Here is a 23,204-nt window from a genome sequence, read left to right as displayed (position 1 = left end):
TTTAACACCTTTCAGTTGTAACTAAAATATATTACCTCTCGTCACAATCTTGTTATATTATTAATCAAAAAAAATCTAGTTATGAAAATCTACATGTGGGCATTTTTATTGGTGTTCGTCCTATCGACACTTAATTTAAATGCAGATGAAAACCCCAAAATTGAAACTTATAAGTTAAAAAATGGACTTACGGTCATCTTAAAAGAAGACCATCGGCAACCCAAAGTTTTTGGTGTGGTTATTACAAAAGCGGGTGCCAAAGACGACCCCGCCGATGCTACTGGAATGGCACATTACCAGGAGCACATGCTTTTTAAAGGCACTCAAACCTTAGGTACCACAAACTGGGAAAAGGAAAAGCCCCACATCGACCGTATTTTCGAACTTTACGATGAGTTGGGCGCTGCCCAGGGTGATTCTGCCCGCCAGGCTATTCAGAAAGAAATAAATAAAGAATCACTGGCTGCCGGGAAGTATGCTATTTTAAATGAAACCAGCTTTCTGATTAATGCAATGGGCGGTACCAGACTTAATGCCGGAACAGGCCCTGATCAGACTGTTTATTATAACCAGTTTCCACCCAATCAGATTGAAAAATGGCTCGATCTGTATTCAGAAAGGTTTTATAATCCTGTTTTCCGTACTTTTCAATCGGAATTAGAGGTTGTATATGAAGAGAAAAATATGTACGATGACCAATTTTTCACAGGATTATTCGAAGCTTTTAACAAAGATTTTTTTAAAAAACATCCCTATGGCCAGCGTACAACAATTGGTACAGCAGAGGATTTAAAGAACCCTTCGCTGAATAAAATGTATAAATTTTTTACAGACTGGTACCGTCCGAACAATATGGCACTGGTGATGGTGGGCGATTTTGATTCAGAGCAAATTAAGCCACTCATTGCAGAAAAGTTTAATAGGTGGGAAAAAGGAGAAGTACCTGAACATAAAACATATAAAGAGGAACCATTTAAAGGACGTGAATTTAAAAAAGTTCGCATGTCTCCAATACCGCTGGGGGCCATAGGTTTTCGCTCTCCATCAGAAAAAAGTGAGGATATACTTAAATGGGAAATGACCATGAAAGTACTCACCAATGGCATGCAAACAGGCCTGCTCGATCAACTGATGGTGAATAATGAAATGCCACTGGCAACTGCAATAAATATGGCTAATCATGACTATGGAGAAACGGTCATGTTTTATTTTCCCGGCTTCTTTAAGCGATTGAAAAAAGGTGAGAAAAAGATTATGGCCCAGGTCGAAAAGCTTAAGAATGGCGATTTTTCAGATGATATGTTAGATGCAATCAAAGCAGAAATGTATAAAACGTATCAACTTAAACTTGAATCTATAGAAAATCAGGCTGTTAACCTTGCTTACACATTTACACTTGAGAAAGATCCCAAAAGTGTATATGAACGGCCGCAAAAGATAAAGGCGGTTACTAAAGATGATATTGTAGCAATAGCTAATAAATATTTTACAGACAACAGGCTGGTGATGTATTCCAAGATAGGTTTTCCAAAGAAAGAAAAACTCGAAAAACCTGGCTACGAACCGGTTGTTTCCAACACAAATGCTAAATCTGCTTATCGCAAAAAATACGAGCAGATGCCATCTACCGAGTACAAGATAGAACCTGTCGATTTAGAAAAAGAAGTACTTAAGGCAGATATTTACCCTATGGTACATCTTCGCCAATCTGAAAATTCCCTCAACGATATTGCGCAACTTCATATTCAGTTTAATAAAGGACGTAAACATGATATGATGCTCACATATGCGTCTCGTGCTATGAATAACGCCTCACCTGAAGGTATGACCCTGCAGGAATTTAAGGAGGCAATGGGATCTACAAATTGTACATATAATTTTTATTCCACTGATGGCTATTTTGGGCTGAGCATAAAGGGGCCTGAACATAAACTGCCTGAAGCGTATGACTTAATAAGTCAATTGTTTGCTCAACCAACAATTACCAAAGATAAGATTAAGCAAATGTACAAAGAGGAGAAGATGTCCCGTAAAATGGAAAAAACAGAGCCGGATATGATTGCTTCCGGGCTTTATAATTACCTCATTTATGGAGAACGTTCACCTTATATCAACAGACTTCCTAAAAAAGATATTAAAAGACTCGATCCGGAAGATCTTTTTAATCCATTCCGTGCAGCTACAACACATGAAGCTGATCTGTTTTATACAGGCCAGAATTCACTAAACCAGACAGTATCCACAATTAAGAAACATTGCCCCTTCCTGGCACAGGTAGAAATAAAAGGTACTGGTTTCCCGGCGCCTGAATTTAGAGATTTTACAGAAAATGAAGTTTATTTTATAGACCACAAGCGGGCCAAACAAAGTAAAATGTTTTTGTTTATAAATCAGGACAAAGTAAAGCCCGAAGAAGTGCCATTGGTAGAAGCCTTTAATATGTATTTTGGCGGGGGATTTTCAGGACTTGTACTCCAGGAAATACGCGAATACCGGAGCATGGCCTATTCTGCAGGAGCCAGGTTTAGGTTACCTAACCAAAAAGAACATGATGCTATTTTTGTGGGATATGTGGGAACCCAATGCGACAAAACTCTGGATGCGCTGGAAATTTATAACGGACTTATCCGCGATATGCCCGAAAAACCAGAACGCATGGATATGATTCGTAATTACCTCGTTAACTCTGCTATAACTAAGAAACCCTCTTTCAGAGGTTTACCCTGGAAAGACAGAACCTGGCAGTTAAAAGGCTACGAGGAAGATCCTATTCCTTCCAAAGTAAAAGCATACCAAAATCTTACATTCGACGACATTATTAAATTTTATGAACAAAAAATTAAAGATAAGGCTGTTGTAATAGCTCTGGTAGGAGATGCAGACCAGATTAGTATGGAGGAAATGAAGCAATACGGAACCATTCAGGTCAAAGAATGGGATGAGGTTTTTACGAAATAACGATAATTTTTCCACTACAAAAAAGCGCTGTTCTTCCGGAATGGCGCTTTTCTTTATTTCTTTTAGTTGCTTTTAACTATTTTTGGTGATTCATAAATGCCAATGCTGCCATGAAATTTTTATCTAATAAAGCTATCTTGTTGCTAATCATGTTGGTTGCTGTTGCCACCAGATTTTATCAACTAACAGAAATTCCCTTCACTCATGATGAGTTTAGCGCGCTATTTCGCACCGCGTTCGATTCATTTAATGAACTAATCGATAAAGGTGTACGTGTGGACGGCCACCCGGCAGGAATACAGGTTTTTTTATATTATTGGACGAATTTATTTGGCACAGCAGGATGGATTGTAAAGCTGCCATTTCTGATATTTGGTGTTTTATCTGTTTGGCTCGTTTTTTTGATTGGGCGCAGGTGGTACAATGAAACAGTTGGTTTATTAGCCGCTGCTTTTATGGCTACGCTCCAATACCCTGTAATGTACAGCCAAATTGCCCGTCCTTATGTTAGCGGACTCTTTTTTACACTTTTAATGGTTTGGTTCTGGACATCGATAATCAAACAATCTCAGGTGAAATTTTGGCCAAATGCTATTGGTCTGATTTTGGCCAGTACGCTATGTGCCTACAATCATCATTTTAGTTTGTTAATGGTTGGTATAGTATGGGCAAGCGGTCTGTTTTTGATAAGAAAAGACTACCTGGTGAAATATATTGTATCTGGCTTAACCGTGGTCTTGCTTTATTTGCCGCATATTGGCATTTTGTTGGACCAATTGAAGATGGGCGGCGTCGAAGGCTGGTTAGGTAAGCCTGACAATGATTTTCTATTAAAATATGTAGGGTACATATTTCATTTTGATTGGATGTTAATGATTGTTGTTGGTTTGCTCGTAATAAGTGCATACTTTTTACGTGGTTTTCAATGGAAACCTAATTACAAGTTCTGGCTTTTTCTCTCCTGGTTTTTATTGCCATTTTTTATTGGGTTTTTGTATTCCATGTACATAAATGCTGTACTGCAATTTTCTGTCTTAATTTTCAGCTTTCCTTTTTTATTTTTCGTCCTCTTCGGGCATTTGAAAAAGCAAAAATTCCGCATAAATTTAGCGATGGTATTAGTTGTTTTAGCTTTTGGATTGTTTACTTTAATTGAAAAACGACAGCATTACACGATTTTTTACAACAGTATTCATCAACATGTAATAACTGATAACCCACAGACAGACAATCGGAAATCAACCGTTTTAGCAATTATTAATGCGGATAAGGAAATTACAAACTACTATCAAAAGAAGTACGATTTACAAACCGACTATATTTGGTATGACCAATTTAGTGATGAAGGAGATTTTATTTCTTTTCTCAGAGAAAATAAAAATCGCTACAAACGGGTCTATTTTGGTGGGTTATCTTCAAGCAGCTCTGTAATAGTGCCAATTATCCAGAACTATTATCCTCAAATTGTATGGCACAAAACTTATTTTGGAGGTGATACCTATTTATTTTCAGGAGGCAATAAGTCCGAAAGAAATGTTATTGCAGAAATGGGGTTCGAGTCAAAAAAACAAAAGGGTTGGCGCGGTATAAAGCAAAAAGGGCTTACTAAGCAAGAAGGCGATTCCATAAATATTGTATATCAGATGTTGCCAAAAATGGAATGGGGTCCTAATTATACGCTTTTGTTGGATACCGTGCTTACTAACCCTAATAATTTTGTAGATGCCACTATTGAGTTTCGTTCCACTGAAGTCCCAGAAGAAATGCTTTTTGTGGTTAACGTAAAGTCAGGCGAAAATTCGATTTTCTGGAAAGCACGATCCTTTGATCAGTTTGTGTATTCCAATGATTCAGTGGAATGGCATAAAGCATATCATTCTGTAAAACTTTCAGATATCCGTCTGAAAGGTGATGACCTGCACGTCAGATTCTCATTGTGGAACAAAGGAGAAAATAGCATTTGGCTCGATAATTTTGTCATTAGCCACCGAAATGGTAACCCGAAAATTTATGGACTGATTCAACCTCTGAGATAGTAATTTTTAACAACAGCTTGAAAATGATTATATTTATAGCCTCAGTTCGAAAATTAAATATGAACTAAGCTGTTAATTACATAATATGCATCATTTAGCTCAATTCAAACTCGCGTCAGTTATAAATAAATCTTAAATTATAGCCATGAAATCATTTATTCCAATACTCATTATTTTGCTTGCTATGGGCTGTCAAACGCAAAAAGAAAAGGTAGATTTAATTGTAAAAAATGCCACGATTTATACCGTAGATAGCAACTTTTCTGTTGCCAGTACAATGATTGTCGATAATGGCGTAATTAAATCGGTGGGCGACAAGTCGCTTTTGAATGACTTTGAAGCAGAGCGAGAAAAAGACCTTGAAGGTCAATATGTTTATCCCGGATTAATCGATGCGCATTGTCATTTTGTTGGGTATAGTATGAACCTTCGTCAGGTGAACCTGCGGGGAACAAAATCTTTTGATGATATTCTGAATAAACTGAAAGAATGGGACAAAAATCATGACTTAGAATGGATACTGGGTCGGGGCTGGGACCAAAATGACTGGCCTGTTAAGGAATTCCCCAATAATAAAGCACTTAACAAGCTCTTCCCAAATAAACCTGTTTTTTTACGACGAATCGACGGGCATGCCGCATTGGTCAATGCCAGAGCACTTGAAATTGCAGGTATCGATGAAAATACTACTGTTGAAGGAGGTGAAATAAGAAAAAGTAACGGACAACCTACGGGGATTTTGATAGATAATGCACTGGAGTTGGTGTTGCAACATATTGTTGAGCCTGTCAAAAACGAAAAGGTGGAATTATTGAATATAGGTGCAAAAAATTGCTATGCCGTTGGATTAACTACTGTTGCCGATGCCGGCTTAGACCACTCAGATATTCAATTGCTTGATTCTTTGCAAAGAGCAGCGGAACTGAAAATGCAGGTGTACGCCATGCTATCTCCAACCAGGGAGAACCTTGAACAGTTTATGGAACATGGAATATACCGAACCAGCCGTTTACATATTCATTCAGTAAAACTCTATGCCGATGGTGCTCTTGGTTCCCGCGGTGCTTGTATGATTGAACCATACAGCGACGACCCTGATAATTACGGACTTATTATCACTAATCCGGAAGAAATGGAGCATATTGCACGTCAGGCATACAATAATAATTATCAGGTCAATACACATGCTATTGGTGATTCGGCCAACCGATTGGTTCTAAACCTCTATAGCAAAATTTTGTCTGAAAATAATGACCGAAGATGGCGCATTGAACATGCCCAGGTTGTGAATCCGGATGATTTTCAGCTTTTTGATAAATATAATATTGTGCCGGCTGTAAATACCACTCATGCTACTTCAGACATGTACTGGGCCGGTGAAAGACTGGGTGATGAAAGGTTAAAGCATGCCTATGCATACCGCCAGTTACTGGAGAAAAATGGCTGGTTATGTAATGGTAGCGATTTTCCTGTCGAGAATATTAATCCATTATACGGCTTTTATGCTGCAGTGGCCCGCCAGGATTTTGATGGTTATCCACCAAAGGGTTTCCAAAAAGACAATGCCCTGAACAGGCAGCAGGCACTAAAAGCCATGACCATCTGGGCTGCTAAAAGCATTTTCGAAGAAGATAAAAAGGGTTCGCTTGAGATGGGAAAACAAGCTGATTTTGTTGTGCTTGATAAAGATATTATGACAATTGATATAGCTCAGGTTCCTAATGTCAGGAACCTCCTGACAGCAATTCAGGGGGAGATTGTTTTTGAAAAATAGAGCGAATAGCCCCTTTTTTATACGCTTTGTTAATAAGTATTTAATATTGATTTTACGGGTAAATAAAAAGGGTGGTCAATAGACCACCCCCAAAAACAAGTCATGAAAACAGCTTATATTACCCCTCGCAATTGATCACCGAAAGTAGAACCTCCCGGTAATGTTGCATTCAAAAATAAGCAAACTAAGTATTAAAACAAAATAAATGTTGGTTTTTTTACTATTTTTTCACTTTTCTGTTGAAAAAGTACGAAGTGAATAATTGAGCAGCCAGCCAGGAGAAGTCTTATCGATTATGAAATGAAGCCAATAATATGCTTCTGGCCACGGTGCTGGCGTCGATATATTGAAACTCAATTTTGGCTGAAAAAATGGCTGAACTTAGCTAATGCTAATCAAATTTGATTTTTGATAAACGCGAGTTTTTTTGAGAGATAAATTATAGCCCTTACTTTTTCCAAATCTAAGATTTGCATATCGTGCTTGTAGTAAGGTTGTTTGAAGTTTCTCGGTAAGGTTTTTTATGACATGAAAAAGGGGTGGTCAGTAGACCACCCCCAAAAACAAGTCATGAAAACAGCTTATATTACCCCTCGCAATTGATCACTAAAGGATTTAGTGATGTTGCACTTTTAAGAAAACAAATCCTGTACCAAAAATAATATTTGCATGCTTAATTCAATTTTTTTTTCACATTCATCCGAACCTATTCCAAAATTAGAAAAATAGAGCCTCCATCCCTTGAACTACATAGTCTATTCTTGAATTATTAAGAAAAAAAGTTGGTTTTATTTCAAAATAACGGGCTTTGAAGACTAAAATTAATTGTTTATTGAACAGGGCCGGTCCTTTGTGCTTGTGTTTTTATTTTATCCAAGACGTTTTTCTACCACTTCCCAATCGAGCACTGCAAAGAAGTTTTCAATGTACTTGGGCCGCGCATTCTGGGTATCGAGGTAATATGCATGTTCCCATACATCCATTGTCATAATAGGTTTGTAACCCTCGCGCAATGGATTTTCCGCATTTTGCCCCTGCATGATATCCAGGTCACCATCTTTGTTCTGGATTAGCCAAACCCAACCTGAACCAAAAAGTGTTGCACCAGCGTTGGTAAAATCTTCTTTGAACTGCTCGAAGCTGCCAAATACTTTGTCTATTGCGCCAAGTAGTTTTCCTCCCGGTTTGGCTTTGGAATTGCTGCTTAATGCTTCAAAGTAGAAGGTGTGATTCCATGCCTGGGCGCCATTGTTAAAGATACCCCCATCCGCGTTTTTTATTATGGTTTCCAGGTCTGCATTTTCGAACTCAGTTCCTTGAACCAGTTTGTTTATTTTATCCACATATGTTTTATGGTGTTTTCCATAGTGAAATTCAATGGTTTTTGCACTAATATGTGGCTCTAATGCATCCTTGTCAAAAGGAAGTTCCGGTAATTTAAATTTCATAGCTTTCTGTTTTTTAAGTTAATAATTCAACCGTCTGCCTGAATAGACAAAAAAAGGCATCACCTTGTTTGGTGATGCCCATAATTAAGATTCATTCCAGATAGTGTTGTTAAGTGGGAAAGCTTTACAACGGTTGTAAATGTGAAATGCTCGGGTTATTGGGTATGATATCCGGAATGAACTTAAGCTTTATAAAGTTCGTTTACTTTATCCCAGTTTATTACATTGAAGAATGCATCGATATACTCTGGTCTTCTATTTTGATATTTTAGGTAATAGGCGTGTTCCCAAACATCTAATCCAAGAATTGGTTCTCCTTTGAAATCTGAGACATCCATTATTGGATTATCCTGGTTTGGTGTGCTGCCTATCTTTAATTTTCCGTTATCTTTCACGAGCCAGGCCCAGCCTGAGCCAAATCTTCCTGCTGCTGCAGCGGCAAATTCATTTTTAAAAGCATCGAAAGAACCAAAGGTGTCATTAATTGCTTTTCCTATTTCATTTGCGGGTTCGCCTCCGCCATTAGGGCTCATGATTTCCCAAAATAACTTGTGGTTGTAATATCCTCCGCCGTTGTTTCTAACGCCGACTGAATATTTCGAAACCTGCTTCAAAATGTCTTCTATGGTTTTATCACTCACGCCTTCTTTTTCTAAAGCCGTATTTAATTTAGTGGTATAACCGCCATGGTGCTTGCCATGATGAATCTCCATGGTTTTGGCGTCGATGTAAGGTTCCAGTGCATTAAAATCGTATGGTAAATCTGGCAATTTAAAACTCATAATGTTAATTTTTTATTGATTTTATGAGCATAACGTCTCATAAATTAAAATGTTTAGTGTATTCATATATTAATACCGTAATATATTTTATTGATTCGTAAGATTATTTGGTATAACTTGAACATTAAAAACAACGATGTATAGAACTTTTCATCATTTTAGTGTAAAAACAGTCGATAAGCCTTATGTTTCTGCTCTGGGTACCAGGTATGAACAAACCGCCATTATATCATTTTATGATTTAAGTAATCATTTGCTTTCTACGCAGGATTTTGGAATTGCCAACATTGATGAAATTTATAACCTGATTGAGCAAGAACGTATTATTATGCTCGATGAGGCATATGTTGAAAATTTTTCGATGACTGCCTGGAGGCGGTTGAGCTTGATTGATAAAAATGAGTTGATAAAAATTAACAAAATCGTAGCAAATGATTCATTTTTTAACGTACACAACAATGTAGATTTTTCTTATATTACGGTACATAAGAACGAGGTCAGCTTTAAAAATGCCATTTTTTATGGTGGTGATATTTCGCTTTCGCACAGTGTATTTGAAAATGTAGAAATTGATTTTTCTTATATTGCACATCGTAAAGGGGGCCTCATTTTCACATCCACAAAACTCACAGGGGGCGGTCTTTCTTTCAAAAATGCTCTTTTAGATAAAGGTGAAAAAAATTTCCAGTATGCGGCTTTCGAAGGTGCATTTGTTGATTTCACCAATTGCGAATTCGACGATGGGGATATCAATATGGTTGATACTCATTTTAGCGGCGGACTAAGTTTTAAAGTATCCAGAATTGGCAAGGGTAGCATAAATTTTCAGTTTGCCCGGTTCGAATCAAAAGAGGTGTCTTTTGACCGTGCCTTTTTTGGAGAAGGTGATATTGATTTTCGTACTACGGAGTTCGAAAATGTCAAGGTCAATTTTAACAGGAGCGAAGCCGGCAATGGTTGTTGGAATTTTGCCGGTTGTGAAGCCCACAATGGGAAACTAACTTTTAAAAAAGTGCTTTTTGGTAGTGGGACTGTTGATTTTAGTGAGGTAGTTTTTAATAGTACTGATTTGAATTTTTCACGTGCTGAAACTCAGAATGCATTGATAAAGCTAGAGCAGGCCAAGCTGCATAATGTCGATTTCAGTTATTGCTTCTTTAATCGTTATTTGAACTTCAGGGTATATAGTGCCCAGAGTCTAAACCTGAGAAATGCCGTGGTGAGGGATATTCTTGATTTGAATTTGCCCAGGGGAGGCCAGCCCATACCATTAATAAATTTTACCGATATGAGTCTTCCAGGCCTCCTTTACATCGATTGGAAATTAAACCAGGTAGAAAAGGCCATTTATAATCAGCAGTCTTTGACTGATGAATATGAGAAAGCCACACAGTTTTTGATGTTAAAGGAAAATTTTAGTACCAATGGCCAATACGATTCGGAAGATTTGGCTTATGTTGAGTATCGTCGTTGCAGAGCTCGTTCAAGGTGGGCTAATAAAAACGAGGGAATTGGTAAGCAGATACTCCGAAATATTTCATATGCACTTGATCGCGTGTTGCTTGATTATACTGGCTTGTATGGTACCAGCCCTCAAAGAGTATTTACTACAATGATAATGGTTTATATACTTTTTAGCCTGGGCTACTTGATACTCATTGTTGCGGGCTGGGGCAACGTTGTTGTGAGCGTTGGTGCAGAACATGAACTCCCATTGTGGTCAAGAAGTTTCTATCATAGTGCCATAACGATGTTAACCATTGGGTATGGAGATCACTTCCCGATTGGGCTGGCACGTGGTTTAAGCGCAATACAGGGTTTCATTGGCATGCTTCTGCTTAGTTATTTTACCGTATCGTTGGTGCACAAAATATTGCGATAAACTAATTTGTTTTTTTTTCTGGTCTTAAATGAGTTAAAGCAGTTTTATTTTAATTTGCACCAATGTGCGAATCTTTAAATACACAAAAATTTCCTGATATTGATTAAATATCTTATCTTAAAGCCAACAATAATATTTATTGATGCCTTATTTTACAGTTAAAAATATCAGGTTGTTTTATAACGAGCGAGGAAAAGGTGCTCCGTTAGTTTTATTGCACGATAACGGAGGGTCTTCTAAAATGTTAAAGACCGAAATCCGGTATTATAGCAAACATTTTCATGTAATTGCTTTTGATTTACCCGGGCATGGAAGGAGCGACCGCATACATGATTTTGAGGGTGACTTTTGGCAATACAGCGCTTTTCTGATAAAGAAAGTTTTACTTGAATTAAACACCACAGATATTAATGTGCTGGGTACAAGCGGCGGCGCTATTGTGGGTTTTCATCTGGCTTTAGATCAGGAGCTTAATTGTCGTGCACTCATTGCGGACAGCTTTGAGGGTTTGGCCTTACCTCCTGAACGGGCAAAAGAGCGAATGGCTCAGAGGGAACGCACCATTAAGATTAATTTTTTCCGCATGTTCTTTCAGTACCTGCATGGAAAAGATTGGCAGGAGGTATTAAAAAGTGATGCCAGTAATCAATTACATTTTGCCGAGCATAAAACGGTTTGGTTCGATTCGCTTGAAGATTTAAACTGCAAAGTGCTGCTTACAGCACTTACTAACGATAATATGATTCCGCGAGCCGCTGAAAAGGTCAGGCTTGTAAATGATATGCTACCCAATAGCAGGCTGGAGCTTTTCGAAAAAGGCAAACATCCGGCTATGCTCTCAAATAAAAAAAAGTACCGCAAACTGGTGTGCGATTTTTGTTGTAAACAATAGTTTCCGGGCCTTGTTAAACATTAAATATTTTCCCAATCAAGTTTTTTTAGAATTGTATTGATATAAATTTTGATGGCTAGCATACCTCCAAAATACACAAAATATATTAGACCTTCTATTGGCGTTGTGGTGCTGTTGTTGGGTTTAGTTTTTATGTTTGTGCCTTTTATTCCCTTAGGTTATATTTTTATTGCCGCAATACTCATACTTCTTTCTTACGAAATTCCTCTAATTCGCCATGCAATAAATCGAATAAAGAAAAATGGAAATGGTGATAAAATTGAGAAAATCGAAAAGGAAGTTGATGACGTTGAAGAAGAGATAAGCGAGCACATTGTAGATGATGAGTCAAAGTAAAAACCCGGGCCAAACATTGGCCACGGGCTTTTCAATTATGAAAATGAACAAAGCGCACCATCATTGTTTTTTAAATAAGGTACCTGCTTGTGTAAAAGCCTGATTAAATGACTTGACACTCTGATGAATGTTTTTGTCAAATTCATCCCAATCGGCATTTGGGTCAGCTTCAAGTGTGTCAAATTTTTCTTTCAACTCTGTTTGAATTTTTTCTAATTGTAATAATAGTTTTTGAAGCTCTTCATCCGGATTTTCTTCTTTGTTCATACGTTCACGGATGCTCAAAACTTTTGAGTTTATATCATCTATTTTTGCTTTAATGTTTTGTTTAAGTTTTGCAGTACTCATAATTCCTCCTTTTATTTTCCAATTTAATACCTAAGTAATGCGTTTGCATTAGTTTTATTTAATGGCATATAGTCTTGTGAAAGTAAGTACACATTGCCATTGTTGAGAATAGTGTTTACAGCTGCCAGGTTATATAGCGAAGCATTTTGAATTTGTTTTTCGCGATCAATTATTATTGTATTGTTTTCCTGGTCAAAAAGGCCAAAAGTTTCTTTATTGGGTTGTATAAATAAGGTATCTATCTGCCCATTTAACGCTGCGGGAACAATATCTTCTATTTCTGCAAGAACCTTGTCTGTGGCAGAATAGTGGCGAAAAGTTGCGATTTTTTTGTCTTTAACTTTTCCAAACTCGTCATCCAGGTACAATGAAGCCTGATGATGTAAATCTATGGGGGCCATATCTTGCGGGTTTCCGGGAATGTAATTGTTGCTGAGTTTGTTGTAATTGGTTATTTTTCTATAGATTCCAAAATGTTGTTTGTCACAGGCAAGTATGAGCGGAGCTGTTTCGCCATTGAGGATATCAGTAACCTGCTTGTCAACCGCTTGTAAAAAACGGGTGATTTCATTTTTTCTATCATCATTGCCACTCCCATGGCCATGAAACATGGCATTGCCGCTATTATTCTGGCCGGTTCGCTGTTGCAAATGCCTTTGTTCGGTTTCATTTCCAACAACTTGCTCCAATGTTTGAGGTATATCTGAGTTATCTATTTCTGCAATTGTGTATGGTGTAGCCTCAAACAGGGTTACTTTTTCGAGACTGAGCGCCAAAACATAAAATTTGTCATCGCTGTTAAGTATTGGAATAAGGGGTTTCAGGTAAAAATGATCTGCGATGTAATAGTATGGTGCAAAATGAATTGGCACCTTATATTTTTTTATTGTTTTGGGTGTAATGAATATGGCAAGTCCATCCGATTGATCGGTCCAGAATTCATTATCATCCAGTAATTTTATGAGCGGCCTCAGATATACTTCGGCGTCATTTTTATTCAATTCCCGGTCAATTAATCTTATGCGCACTTGTTTGATAATATTTTTTAATGTTTTTTGCGCATGTTGCTCTTGTACCTCTTGCCCGGCCCTATATGCAGGGATAAATACTGACAAGCATAAGGGCTCATGAGTATAGGCCAATTGTTTAAAATCTTCAATATTGAAAATTATAGTTTCTGTTTGCATCGTTCCTCCTCTACTTTTTTTGTCTATTTTATCAACATATCCATGCTCATTTTAGAACACTAGATTTGCTATGCCGGCAAATAATAACACTATCATCAGTGCCCAGAAAAACATGCCAAATGTAATACCTAAGGCTCTGGCTTCCTCAGCTTCTTCTTCTGCCTGTTCAAAGGGTGTTTCTGGTTTTTTAGGTTTTGCGGGTATTAATGCAGCGATCAGTAGCATTGTAAAAAGCCCGATAATGAGATAACCCAGCCACGGGACACCATAAAACAGTGGTCCAATTGGTGTAACCCATGATCCGATGGCCCAGGAGAACAGGAAGATGATTAGGAAAAAAAATATGGCTCCTCCCATAGGTCCAGGTCCTTCTCTTTTAAACGCCGCGGACAGAATTGCCGCAAATAATACTGCAATAAGAAATGATATTAGTATTGGGTATAACATAGATTTTATTTTTTGGGATTATTAATCTGTTTAATAATGGACTACCTGAAATGGTTACTCTGTTTTATTAAGTCATGGGATTTTCTAACTTGAGTCATTGAACAAAGTGATTATATTTCAGGCAGTCCAAAGGCTATAATAATTTCCTACTGAATCTCAAGATTGTTTTTTACATTCCATGCTCCGCCTTCCCATGCGTTTTCTGTAGCACGTCGAAACTCAGTTATATTATCTGCTGTACCGGTCAGCGTTACATCCCCATTTTCAACAGTTACTTTTATGTCATCGGCGTCGACATAGGGGCTCCACCAAAGCTGGTTTTCTACTTCTTTCTTTATTTTTTTATCATTTGGTGTAGTTACGGTTACCACTTCAGCAGCAGCTGCAGGTACGTAATACCATTCGTGAAAAGGTGTAGCGTCCCACCAGTAATAGGAGTAGGGTGAATTAACGGTTATTAGGTTTTTTACCGTGGTTACACCTTTTACGCCACTTGCAACCCATTCTGCCTCCATTTTTTCCATATAACTATCTACCAATCCGGAGAGGGTTACTATGCCTGCCTTCACGTCAACGGCAATTTCAAAAGATTCTGTTACCGAGTTTCGATTCAGTGCAGTGAGAATATTATCTTTAATTTCACTGTCGGCCGGTGGTAAGTCAAGCTCAACCTTTATGCGATTTGTTACACCTTTAACACCTACAGTGTTTTTAGCCAGGTTTTCAGCAGCCTGGCGTGCTTTTAGGTTGTTGACCGTGCCTCTGAGTGTTACCCACCCGTTTTCTGATTCCGCAGCAATGTCAAATGAGTAAACACGCGGATCGAATAACGCTGCATCAATAATGGCATCTTCAATAACTTTATCTGGTTTATCTACATTTTTATTCTTTCTTAAGTCTTTGTCCTTAGCCCACCATTCAATGTCGATCTTTGATGCATCCACATTTTTTACTCCTGTAATCCATGCAAGATAGCGAGCGTTGCGTTTTTCGGCGGCACTTCCTACAGTTCCGCTGAGTTCTACTTCAGCATTCTTTACTTTTACATCAATTAATCCATCATCGACGCTTGTGCTCCATTTTAGAGTTTTTTCAATTTCATCCTTTAGCTCACTATCTGTCCGGGTGAGGTCATAATCTATCTCTATTTTATTTGAAACGGCTTTTACGCCAACAACTGATTTGGCCACGTTGCCTGCCAGTTGTTTTTCTCTGTAAGACTCTACATTTCCGCTAAGTGTTACTTTTTTGTCTGATACACTGACGTCTACTTCGTAGCTTTCTGTTGCAGGGTCATTCAGTAGTGCAGTAGTTACTTTATTGTCTATGGTTTGATCACTGAGCATTAATGGTGGGTCAACAATTATGCGATTTGAAACTGAACGCACACCTTTTACCATTTCTGCAATTTTTGTTGCTCTTTCTTTCGCTTTGATGTTCGATACCGATCCGGTCAGTTCTGCAATACCATCATTTACTTTTATGTCTATTTTATTAAAGTTAATGGCATGGTCAAATTGGTATTCGGTCTGTATGGCATCAGCAATTTTCTGGTCGGGTATGTCTTTTTGAGCCCAACCAATAGAAATTAATGCTATTAATACTATTGTTAACATTGTTTTTAGTCTCATAATAAATAAATTTTTAAGGGTCAACATTTTTTTTAATTACGCCTGATCAGGTTTTGGTCGTTCCTGATCAGACTCAAATATTTCAGCTATTTTTGTCAGCCCGGATTTGAAATAATCTGCACTTTCTGCAAATTTATTCTTGGTGTCTTGCCAGGCCTGACCGCTTGAGAGTTCAAGTTCTTTATATTGGTTTTCGAGTTCGGCATATCTGGCTTTTAACGCCGCTATTTGCTCATCGTATTCGGCTTTCATTTCTTTTGAAACGTGATGTCTTTTTTGTTCAAGTACTTCTATCTGATTAAATATATCATCAACAGTTTCTTTTGCCTTTTTTCTGTATTTTTCTTTTTCCATGGTATTATTTTTTAAGGGGTTTGCGTAAAATAATTTCTATTTGTTGGCTCTTTTCCTCAAGATCATCCAGCTTTTCAAATATTTTTGCTGCAGTTTGATGTTGATTATCCAGCTTGGTCATAGGGCCACTCCCATTTTGATTCAATAAATTTATCGTAATTATGAAATATTCCATTTCATTTGGTTACGTCCGTAAAAATCATACACTTTCTTTTCAAACTCAATATTGACGGGAGTTGCCGGGTTGTATTCCGGAGCGTGTACCATGTTTTTAAAATCTATTTCTAATGTAATGCGCTGGTTAACGTAGCTTATCTCTTTAATCCAACCAATGGCAAGCATTACTTCTCGCTCTGTATCAGTATGTTTGCTATTGGTCACGAAGTATACAATTTGCCAGTCGTCATCATCAATAATAATATCGGTAAGTTCTCCGTAGCTACCATCTGCTGTGTCGACTTCATATCCGATTACCTCTTTAAAACTTCTCAGGTTTGTATCCACATCTTCCTCCTTTACCTGGTTTTTTGGAGTTACTATAGGGCGTGGTGGGTATGCTGAAGTACCTATTATAGGCGGTGCTACGGCCCAATAATTATTGAGTTGTAGGTGTGCTGCCAGCTCTTGTTCATATTTTCGCGAAACAGGCAGTGTTTCATCAGTAGCCGGGCATTTTTCAATATCTTCTTTAGACATTTTTACAGGGAACTTGCCTTTGCTCCATTCTGGTTGATCTAAAAATACCCTGGGTATTAAAACTTGCTTGCGTGGCAATATTTTACCCTGATCTGCCTCAAGATATCTTACTACCCAACGTTCTTCGTCGAACAAGAAGTCTTTTACTTTTCCTTTTTCTTTATCAGTTGTTGCTAAGTCGAATCCTAGTAATGCTTTTAAACTCCGCTTCATAATGCGCTCCTTTCTTATCTTATTCTTTAAGTGAATTTTGGGTTTTTAAAATGGTTTTATTCAGCGTTTCAATTTGTTGCTCTACAGTTTTTCTTTTACTTGTAAAAGCTGTATCGCTTTTGCTTTTTAGTTCTCTTAGGTTATAACTAAGTCTTTTATATGCTTGCTCAATTTTATTGAGCATTTCTTTTGCTATTGTGTCTGACTTTCGGGCTTTGGTTTTTATTTTCAGTCGTGTAATTTTATTATGTGTTTGTTCCGCTTCTTTCTCCAGCCCGTTTATGATGGCTGCTTTTTCAGTTGCTACATATGCTTTTGTTTTTTCTCCTGTTTTTTTGGCTTCTTTCTGAATATTATTTCTCATTATTTTTTCCTGGTCTGCTGTATTACAACTCACCAGTATGAGTATTATTGAAAGAAGTAGATTTATGTTTTTTATTTGCCTCATTTTCCTTTACTGTTTCTTGTACAAATATCAGCCTTCGTGCAAATTTTTGCAATGAGCTGCCTCAATGTGCAGTATTGATTGTCATCAATTTTTTAAGTTTTTATTGATACAGATCAATCAATATTTGATTCAAGTCTAATTAGGAGGTTCAATAGTCAGGTGAGTCGTATTTTAGGAGCAAGAAATAGAAAAGCAGGATAAAGCTGAGCACAAAAAATCGCAGGAGTAAGCAAGGTACTAAAACCTGATTAGTGTATTGCGTAGTTTTTTCGCATCGGGTATTGTAATGTTGTGTTCATCTGTTTCTATAAGTCCATCATTTTTAAACTCAGTCAATGTTCTTACAAGTGTTTCCGCTGTAGTTCCTATCATTCCGGCTAAATCTGTTCTTGGCAAATCAATTATTCCGTTGGGATGGTTCTCACTGAGCTCAAGTAATTTAAATGCTATTCTGTAACGAACCGAATTGTAAGCCACGCTCATTAACTCTTCTTCTTTTTTACTCAGCCGTCTTGATATGTGCCGAATAAAGTGTTTCGACATTTGTGGATTGTTGTAGAGGGCATCGAGGAATGAATTTGCAGGTATTTTTTTTATCTCTGTGAGTTCGTTCGCTTCAGCAAACTGATTTGAAGGCCTTTTCTCAATTACGGGCTTGTAACCCAATAAGCTTCCGCTGTGAAAAATTCCTGTTATAAATGTTTTTCCCTGGTTGCTGAGCTGGTAGGTTTTTATGCTTCCTTCTGCTACATAGTAAACAAAATGCGGATATTCATCCTGGTGGTATAATGTTTCACCATCTTTCAGGTTTATAGATGTGGCCTTGCTCAATAGCTCCTGCATAACTTCAGCATGGGTGCTTTGGTCATTTTGTGTTTTGTCCTTTTTTCCGGTTATGGCTGTTAATTGGTCTTGTCTTTTTAGCCGGCTTTGTATGGCATTGAGTAATTCAATATCCTCAAAGGGCTTGTATAAAAAGTCGTCAGCACCCATTTCCATTCCCTGCCGGAGGGCATTGTTTTCTGTTTTTGCTGTAAGAAAAATAAATGGTATTGTGGCTGTTTGTTCGTTTTGGTTAAGCGCATGCAGTACACTATATCCATCTGTTTCGGGCATCATAATGTCACATAAAATAAGGTCCGGATGTTCACTTGCAGCTTTTCGTATGCCATCTTTACCATCTGATGATGTTATTACTTCGTAACCAGACAGGATCAGTAATTCTGCTGTGTTTTCGCGCAGGATCTGATCATCTTCAATAATTAGAATTTTTTTACTCATGCTTGCTTAAATGGTAGTTCAACATTGAATGTAGTTCCCTTGTTTTCTTCACTATTGAAGTTAATTACACCGTTCATTAGTCCCACATATTTTTGCGTAATAGTTAGCCCAAGGCCTGTTCCCTGATGATTCCTTACATTCTTGGCGCGGAAAAAATGATCAAATATCTTTTTTTGTTCCTTTTCCGGAATGCCTTTACCCTGGTCTTCGACAAACATATAAAGTATATTGCTTTTTGTGTAAGCTTTTACATTGATTTCTGAGTTGTGGGGGCTGTATTTTGATGCATTCGATATCAGGTTATTTAAAATGTTGTGCAGGAAGTTTTTATCCATGTGGACTTTTGCATTGCAATGGCTGCAGTGATAATGAAGTTCTTGTGGCGGGGCAATAATGTCATTTACCTGCTGCTGGTGCATCTGAAAGAACTCTCCCAGGTGGAATGTTTGTGAATGGCTTTCAAGTTTGCCCTCTTCAAGTTTACCAAGAGAAAGGAATTCGTTTAAAATACTTTGCAAATTACCTAAGGCTCTTTTAAGTATTTTTAAATGTTTTTCAATGTGGTTGTGATAAGGGAAATTTTTCCATTGGTTTTGGCCGGAATTTATATAGCGTTCAATGAGGTTTACGGAGGAAAGCAGTCCTGCCAATGGAGCCCTGAACTCATGCGAAGCCATTGAAACAAATCGGTTTTTCAGGTCACTTATTTCTTGTTCTTTTTCCAGGTTGGCTTCAATTTTTTCTTTTTCTGCTTTTTGTTCCTGAAGTTTACGCTGAAGCTTTTTTTCTGGTGTAATATCTTTAACTACGCCAACAAAAAACAGTACATCTCTAATATAAGTTTCAGATATGGCTAATTCTACATGCCGGGCATTTTTTTTGTTTCTGGTAATTTGCAACTCAATACTTCCATGCTCATCATTCTCATCTCTGTTGGCACAATACTCCAGATATTTATGCAGCATTCGCTGGCTTTCTTCGTTTAAGAATCCTTCAATGGATGTGCCTGTTAGTTGGTTTCTTGGCTGTTCGAGTTCTTCTGCCATGGCCTGATTAACTGCCTCTATTTCTCCTTTTCTGTCTAGAATTATTAGTCCTGCCAGGGGGTTGTTAAAAACTGCTTCGAGTTTTAATACATGTTCAATGTCAAATTGTGTTTCCGACATATAAATTTACTTGTGTTTATAAAATTAACAAAAACAATACTTTATAGTTTATATTTATTTTTGAAAAAAGAAAAGGGTTGTTACTCAATAGCAACAACCCTTCAAAGTATATTGTGTGTTTTTTTATTTCAATCCACGGCGTTCGAGCAGTGCATCAATTTCGGGTTCTTTTCCACGGAATTTTACATAATTTTTCATGGCGTCATTGCTGCCGCCAACGCTTAGTATATGGTTGCGGAATTTCTTAGCAGTTTCTTCATCAAATAGTCCATTCTCTTTGAAAGCCTGGAAAGCATCTGCATCAAGAATTTCTGCCCATGCATAACCGTAATAGCCTACTGCATAACCACCTGCAAAAACATGTGAGAAGTAAGGACTGCGATAACGGAATTCTATTTCAGGTATTAATCCAATTTTTTCGCGTACTTCGTTTTCAAATGCTTTAACCTTTTTCAGGTCTTTATTGGTGTGCATGTGCCAGTGCATGTCGAGCAGTCCGGCACCAATGAATTCTGTTAATTCAAATCCCTGGTTGTGAAGGCTTGCGGCTTTCATTTTTTCGATAAGCTCGTCGGGTATTGTTTCTCCTGTTTTGTAGTGTTTGCCAAGCATTTTAATAACTTCTGGCTGGGCTGCCCAGTTTTCCATAATTTGCGAAGGCAACTCTACAAAATCGCGGGGAACGCTCGTGCCTGACTGAGTATAGTATTTTGTGTCTGAAAGCAATCCATGCAAAGCGTGTCCAAACTCATGAAATAGTGTAGAAACCTCTTCGAAGGTTAAGAGTGATGGCTTGTCGCCGGTAGGTTTAGAAAAGTTTGTTACAACTGAAATTACCGGTGCTACACGCTTATCATCTTTGGTGTGTTGTTTCATAAATGAGTTCATCCATGCACCTGATGATTTGCTTGCTCTAGGGAAGAAATCCATATAAAGGATTCCCACGTGGTCACCATTTGCTTCCATAACCTGAAATGCCATAGCATCTTTGTGATAAACCGGGAGGTCGTTGCGTTTTTTGAACTGTAGGCCCCAAAGTTTAGTGGCTACTTTGAACATGCCATCGCGCACAGTTTTCAATTCAAAATAGGGACGTGTTGATTCTTCGTTGAAGTTGTATTTTTTTACACGCAATTTTTCGGCATAATACCACCAATCCCATGGCTTTAACTCAAAGTCGTGTCCTTCATTGTTAATCATTTGCTGCATTTCTGCACGTTCTTTTTTAGCCACTTCATTACCGGCATTCATCAGTTTGTTAAGCAAATCGAATACACGTTCGGGTGTTTTTGCCATGCGGTCGTCAAGTACATAGTGTGCATAAGTTTTAAAACCTAAAAGCTGGCCTTTGTCAACACGTAGTTTTACCATTTTTTTGAGTATTTCTTTGTTGTCGTACTCATCGTTTTGGTCACAACGGGTGATATAGGCTGTGTATAGTTTTTCGCGCAAATTGCGTTTTTCTGAAAACTGCAGGAATGGTATAAGGCTGGGCTTATGTAATGTAAATAGCCATTGCCCTTCTTTTCCTTCGGCTTTAGCTGCTTCAGCAGCGCCCTGGCGAACTGATTCCGGCAACCCGGCCAAATCTTCTTTGTTTTCAATAAAGAGGTTGAAGTTATTGGTTTCGGCCAAAAGATTTTCGTCAAATTTCAAGGAAAGCTGAGATAATTCCTTATTGATAGCTCGTAGGCTTTTTTGCTTATCTGGAGCCAGGTTGGCTCCATTGCGAACAAACTTTTTATAGGTATCATCCAGAAGTTTCATTTGTTCTGTGGTTAAATTGAGCTCATCTTTTTTGTTGTAAACAGTTTTGATGCGCTGAAAAAGCTCTTCGTTGAGGTTGATGTCATCGTAGTGCTTTGACTTTAGTGGAGATACTTTGTTGGCTATTTCCTGAAGTTCATCGTTTATGGTAGATGATTTCAAATTACCAAATATTGAGCTAACACGTCTGAGCATCATGCCGCTTTTGTCGAGCGCGGCAATGGTATTCTCAAAAGTTGCAGGCTCTTCATTAATGATGATGAGATGAATTTCTTTTTTATGCTCCTCCATACCTTTTTTAAAGGCAGGCATGTAGTGTGTTGTATTAATTTTATCAAACGGAGGTACTTGATATGGTGTCTCAAATTTAGAAAAGAATGGGTTTTCGCCACTTTTTTCTTTGCTTCCATCGCTGCAAGCGCCTAGTAACAGACTCGATGCTAATACTGCAAACATTATTTTTTTCACGGTTTATTAATTTTATGATTTTACCTTAACAAACAAAAGTAACTATTGAGCGTCTAATATTCGAATGGCAGGTGAAAAAAATATTTATCGTACGTTTCTGAACACTTTATAAAGTAAATGATGGAAAATATATCTTTTAACACGCATGACAAAAGAAAGGTTTTCAGGTTGCTGGCAACCAGGATTGTTTTAAGTTTGCTGGCTGGTGGTGCAGTGGCTACTATGGTTTATTTCATTTCATCGAAAGAAGGTTTTTATCTGCCTGCTGGTTTACTCGTTATTATTGGTTTTTTACTGGCATCAGTTATTCTCATCGGCACATCACGGTTACTGATGGCAGATGCTGTAAATAAAAAGAAAACTGTAACTCAAAAAACAGTTCAGAAAAATACAAGTAATGATTTTTTTAAACAGATGGAATCACCTGTGTCGGCCAGATGCACCCAAAAGCAGAGTTTTGGTGCAAGCCCTAACGATGCGCCAAATGAATACGAAGTGCAAGCCGGCGATGAAAAACTGATACTTTCGCCCGAATTGTATGATGCCGTGCACGATGGAGATGAGTTGGCCATTCATCGGTCTGCAAAGAGCCACCTGTTATTGCAAATAACAAAGATTTAGTTTCAGATTGGCGTACCTTTCATAATAACCTAAACATTAACAAATTACTCGAAACTATTAAACCAGTCTATTGCTTCTTCCTCTGTAGTGAAAAGTTTTAATGGCATGCCGAATTTATTCGACACTTTAATAATCATGTTCATGTAGTATTTCTTAAAAACATTACCATCGAAAACAGAACCTGCTCTCTTAAGTCCGGCATCTATAGCTTTAGGAAGCATTTCATTTTCGAACCATTTGCGGTTTTCGGGTGCTACTACGCCCTGGTTCCTGATATCCGATAAGAAATTGTCTATTTGATGGGTTTTACTGAACTCGAGGAGTGTAGTAAAAGCGTGCCTGTACTCATCTGTTAGTGTTTTTCTTTTCCATGCGATTTTTCCCATCTTTAGATCAGGGTCGTAAGAAATTTCAGCATAATCACTGTCTTCAATAATTTTTTTCATTG

Annotated in this window: 20 protein-coding genes; 7 read left to right on the top strand and 13 right to left on the bottom strand. The window is 37.8% G+C overall.

The annotated features are described in order from the left end of the window. Nucleotides 1-81: 81 nt before the first annotated feature. From ACTB0Y_RS05735 to ACTB0Y_RS05725, 3 genes are all read left to right on the top strand, one after another. Nucleotides 82-2,958, top strand: a complete 2,877-nt coding sequence (locus ACTB0Y_RS05735) for a M16 family metallopeptidase (protein ID WP_463205853.1) — start codon at nucleotides 82-84, stop codon at nucleotides 2,956-2,958. A 110-nt stretch (nucleotides 2,959-3,068) separates the two neighbouring features. Then, a complete protein-coding gene (locus ACTB0Y_RS05730; RefSeq protein WP_463205852.1) occupies nucleotides 3,069-4,994 on the top strand; it encodes a glycosyltransferase family 39 protein in 1,926 nt (641 codons plus the stop codon). Nucleotides 4,995-5,139: 145 nt separating this feature from the next. Next, nucleotides 5,140-6,768: an amidohydrolase gene (locus tag ACTB0Y_RS05725; RefSeq protein ID WP_463205851.1), complete on the top strand. Its 1,629-nt coding sequence runs from the start codon at nucleotides 5,140-5,142 to the stop codon at nucleotides 6,766-6,768. Between the two features lie 869 nt (nucleotides 6,769-7,637). Here ACTB0Y_RS05725 and ACTB0Y_RS05720 read toward each other — a convergent pair. Together ACTB0Y_RS05720 and ACTB0Y_RS05715 are read right to left on the bottom strand one after the other, a co-directional pair. Beyond that, the gene (locus ACTB0Y_RS05720) at nucleotides 7,638-8,216 is read right to left on the bottom strand and encodes a superoxide dismutase (RefSeq protein ID WP_463205850.1); all 579 of its coding nucleotides are present in this window, start codon (nucleotides 8,214-8,216) and stop codon (nucleotides 7,638-7,640) included. A 182-nt stretch (nucleotides 8,217-8,398) separates the two neighbouring features. Then, the gene (locus ACTB0Y_RS05715; protein ID WP_463205849.1) at nucleotides 8,399-8,998 is read right to left on the bottom strand and encodes a superoxide dismutase; all 600 of its coding nucleotides are present in this window, start codon (nucleotides 8,996-8,998) and stop codon (nucleotides 8,399-8,401) included. Between the two features lie 136 nt (nucleotides 8,999-9,134). On the opposite strand from ACTB0Y_RS05715, the gene ACTB0Y_RS05710 reads away from it, so the two are divergent. The 3 genes from ACTB0Y_RS05710 (at nucleotide 9,135) to ACTB0Y_RS05700 (ending at nucleotide 12,129) form a co-directional block, all read left to right on the top strand. Next, a complete protein-coding gene (locus tag ACTB0Y_RS05710) occupies nucleotides 9,135-10,880 on the top strand; it encodes a potassium channel family protein (protein ID WP_463205848.1) in 1,746 nt (581 codons plus the stop codon). A 142-nt stretch (nucleotides 10,881-11,022) separates the two neighbouring features. Next, nucleotides 11,023-11,772: an alpha/beta fold hydrolase gene (locus tag ACTB0Y_RS05705; RefSeq protein WP_463205847.1), complete on the top strand. Its 750-nt coding sequence runs from the start codon at nucleotides 11,023-11,025 to the stop codon at nucleotides 11,770-11,772. Nucleotides 11,773-11,844: 72 nt separating this feature from the next. Next, nucleotides 11,845-12,129, top strand: a complete 285-nt coding sequence (locus ACTB0Y_RS05700; protein WP_463205846.1) for a hypothetical protein — start codon at nucleotides 11,845-11,847, stop codon at nucleotides 12,127-12,129. Between the two features lie 60 nt (nucleotides 12,130-12,189). Here ACTB0Y_RS05700 and ACTB0Y_RS05695 read toward each other — a convergent pair whose 3' ends face one another. The 10 genes from ACTB0Y_RS05695 to ACTB0Y_RS05650 all read right to left on the bottom strand — a co-directional run bounded on the left by ACTB0Y_RS05695 (nucleotide 12,190) and on the right by ACTB0Y_RS05650 (nucleotide 22,135). Further along, nucleotides 12,190-12,477, bottom strand: a complete 288-nt coding sequence (locus ACTB0Y_RS05695; RefSeq protein WP_463205845.1) for a hypothetical protein — start codon at nucleotides 12,475-12,477, stop codon at nucleotides 12,190-12,192. A gap of 23 nt (nucleotides 12,478-12,500) precedes the next feature. Continuing rightward, a complete protein-coding gene (locus ACTB0Y_RS05690) occupies nucleotides 12,501-13,664 on the bottom strand; it encodes a baeRF7 domain-containing protein (RefSeq protein WP_463205844.1) in 1,164 nt (387 codons plus the stop codon). Between the two features lie 51 nt (nucleotides 13,665-13,715). Then, a complete protein-coding gene (locus tag ACTB0Y_RS05685) occupies nucleotides 13,716-14,111 on the bottom strand; it encodes a hypothetical protein (protein ID WP_463205843.1) in 396 nt (131 codons plus the stop codon). A 146-nt stretch (nucleotides 14,112-14,257) separates the two neighbouring features. Next, entirely contained in the window at nucleotides 14,258-15,742 is a 1,485-nt protein-coding gene (locus ACTB0Y_RS05680; RefSeq protein ID WP_463205842.1) for a BON domain-containing protein, read from the bottom strand. 36 nt (nucleotides 15,743-15,778) lie between these two features. After that, on the bottom strand, nucleotides 15,779-16,096 hold the full coding sequence (locus ACTB0Y_RS05675; RefSeq protein WP_463205841.1) for a sll1863 family stress response protein: 318 nt from the start codon (nucleotides 16,094-16,096) through the stop codon (nucleotides 15,779-15,781). Nucleotides 16,097-16,255: 159 nt separating this feature from the next. Next, the gene (locus tag ACTB0Y_RS05670) at nucleotides 16,256-17,005 is read right to left on the bottom strand and encodes a PRC-barrel domain-containing protein (RefSeq protein ID WP_463205840.1); all 750 of its coding nucleotides are present in this window, start codon (nucleotides 17,003-17,005) and stop codon (nucleotides 16,256-16,258) included. A 19-nt stretch (nucleotides 17,006-17,024) separates the two neighbouring features. Beyond that, nucleotides 17,025-17,453, bottom strand: coding sequence for a hypothetical protein (locus ACTB0Y_RS05665; RefSeq protein WP_463205839.1), 429 nt, complete (start codon nucleotides 17,451-17,453; stop codon nucleotides 17,025-17,027). Between the two features lie 237 nt (nucleotides 17,454-17,690). Further along, nucleotides 17,691-18,734, bottom strand: coding sequence for a response regulator (locus ACTB0Y_RS05660; protein ID WP_463205838.1), 1,044 nt, complete (start codon nucleotides 18,732-18,734; stop codon nucleotides 17,691-17,693). Continuing rightward, nucleotides 18,731-19,900: a PAS domain-containing sensor histidine kinase gene (locus ACTB0Y_RS05655; protein WP_463205837.1), complete on the bottom strand. Its 1,170-nt coding sequence runs from the start codon at nucleotides 19,898-19,900 to the stop codon at nucleotides 18,731-18,733. Before ACTB0Y_RS05655 ends, ACTB0Y_RS05660 begins: the two co-directional genes overlap by 4 nt. A 123-nt stretch (nucleotides 19,901-20,023) precedes the next feature. After that, nucleotides 20,024-22,135: a M3 family metallopeptidase gene (locus ACTB0Y_RS05650; RefSeq protein ID WP_463205836.1), complete on the bottom strand. Its 2,112-nt coding sequence runs from the start codon at nucleotides 22,133-22,135 to the stop codon at nucleotides 20,024-20,026. Nucleotides 22,136-22,255: 120 nt separating this feature from the next. On the opposite strand from ACTB0Y_RS05650, the gene ACTB0Y_RS05645 reads away from it, so the two are divergent. Further along, nucleotides 22,256-22,756 carry a hypothetical protein gene (locus ACTB0Y_RS05645; RefSeq protein ID WP_463205835.1) on the top strand — a complete coding sequence of 167 codons (501 nt, stop codon included), beginning with the start codon at nucleotides 22,256-22,258 and terminating at the stop codon, nucleotides 22,754-22,756. Nucleotides 22,757-22,800: 44 nt separating this feature from the next. On the opposite strand, the gene ACTB0Y_RS05640 is transcribed toward ACTB0Y_RS05645, so the two are convergent. Next, on the bottom strand, nucleotides 22,801-23,202 hold the full coding sequence (locus ACTB0Y_RS05640; RefSeq protein WP_463205834.1) for a hypothetical protein: 402 nt from the start codon (nucleotides 23,200-23,202) through the stop codon (nucleotides 22,801-22,803). Between the last annotated feature and the right edge of the window lie 2 nt (nucleotides 23,203-23,204).

The sequence above is a fragment of the Salinivirga sp. genome (genome assembly GCF_055145285.1).
This window is presented reverse-complemented; position numbering and strand designations above follow the sequence as displayed.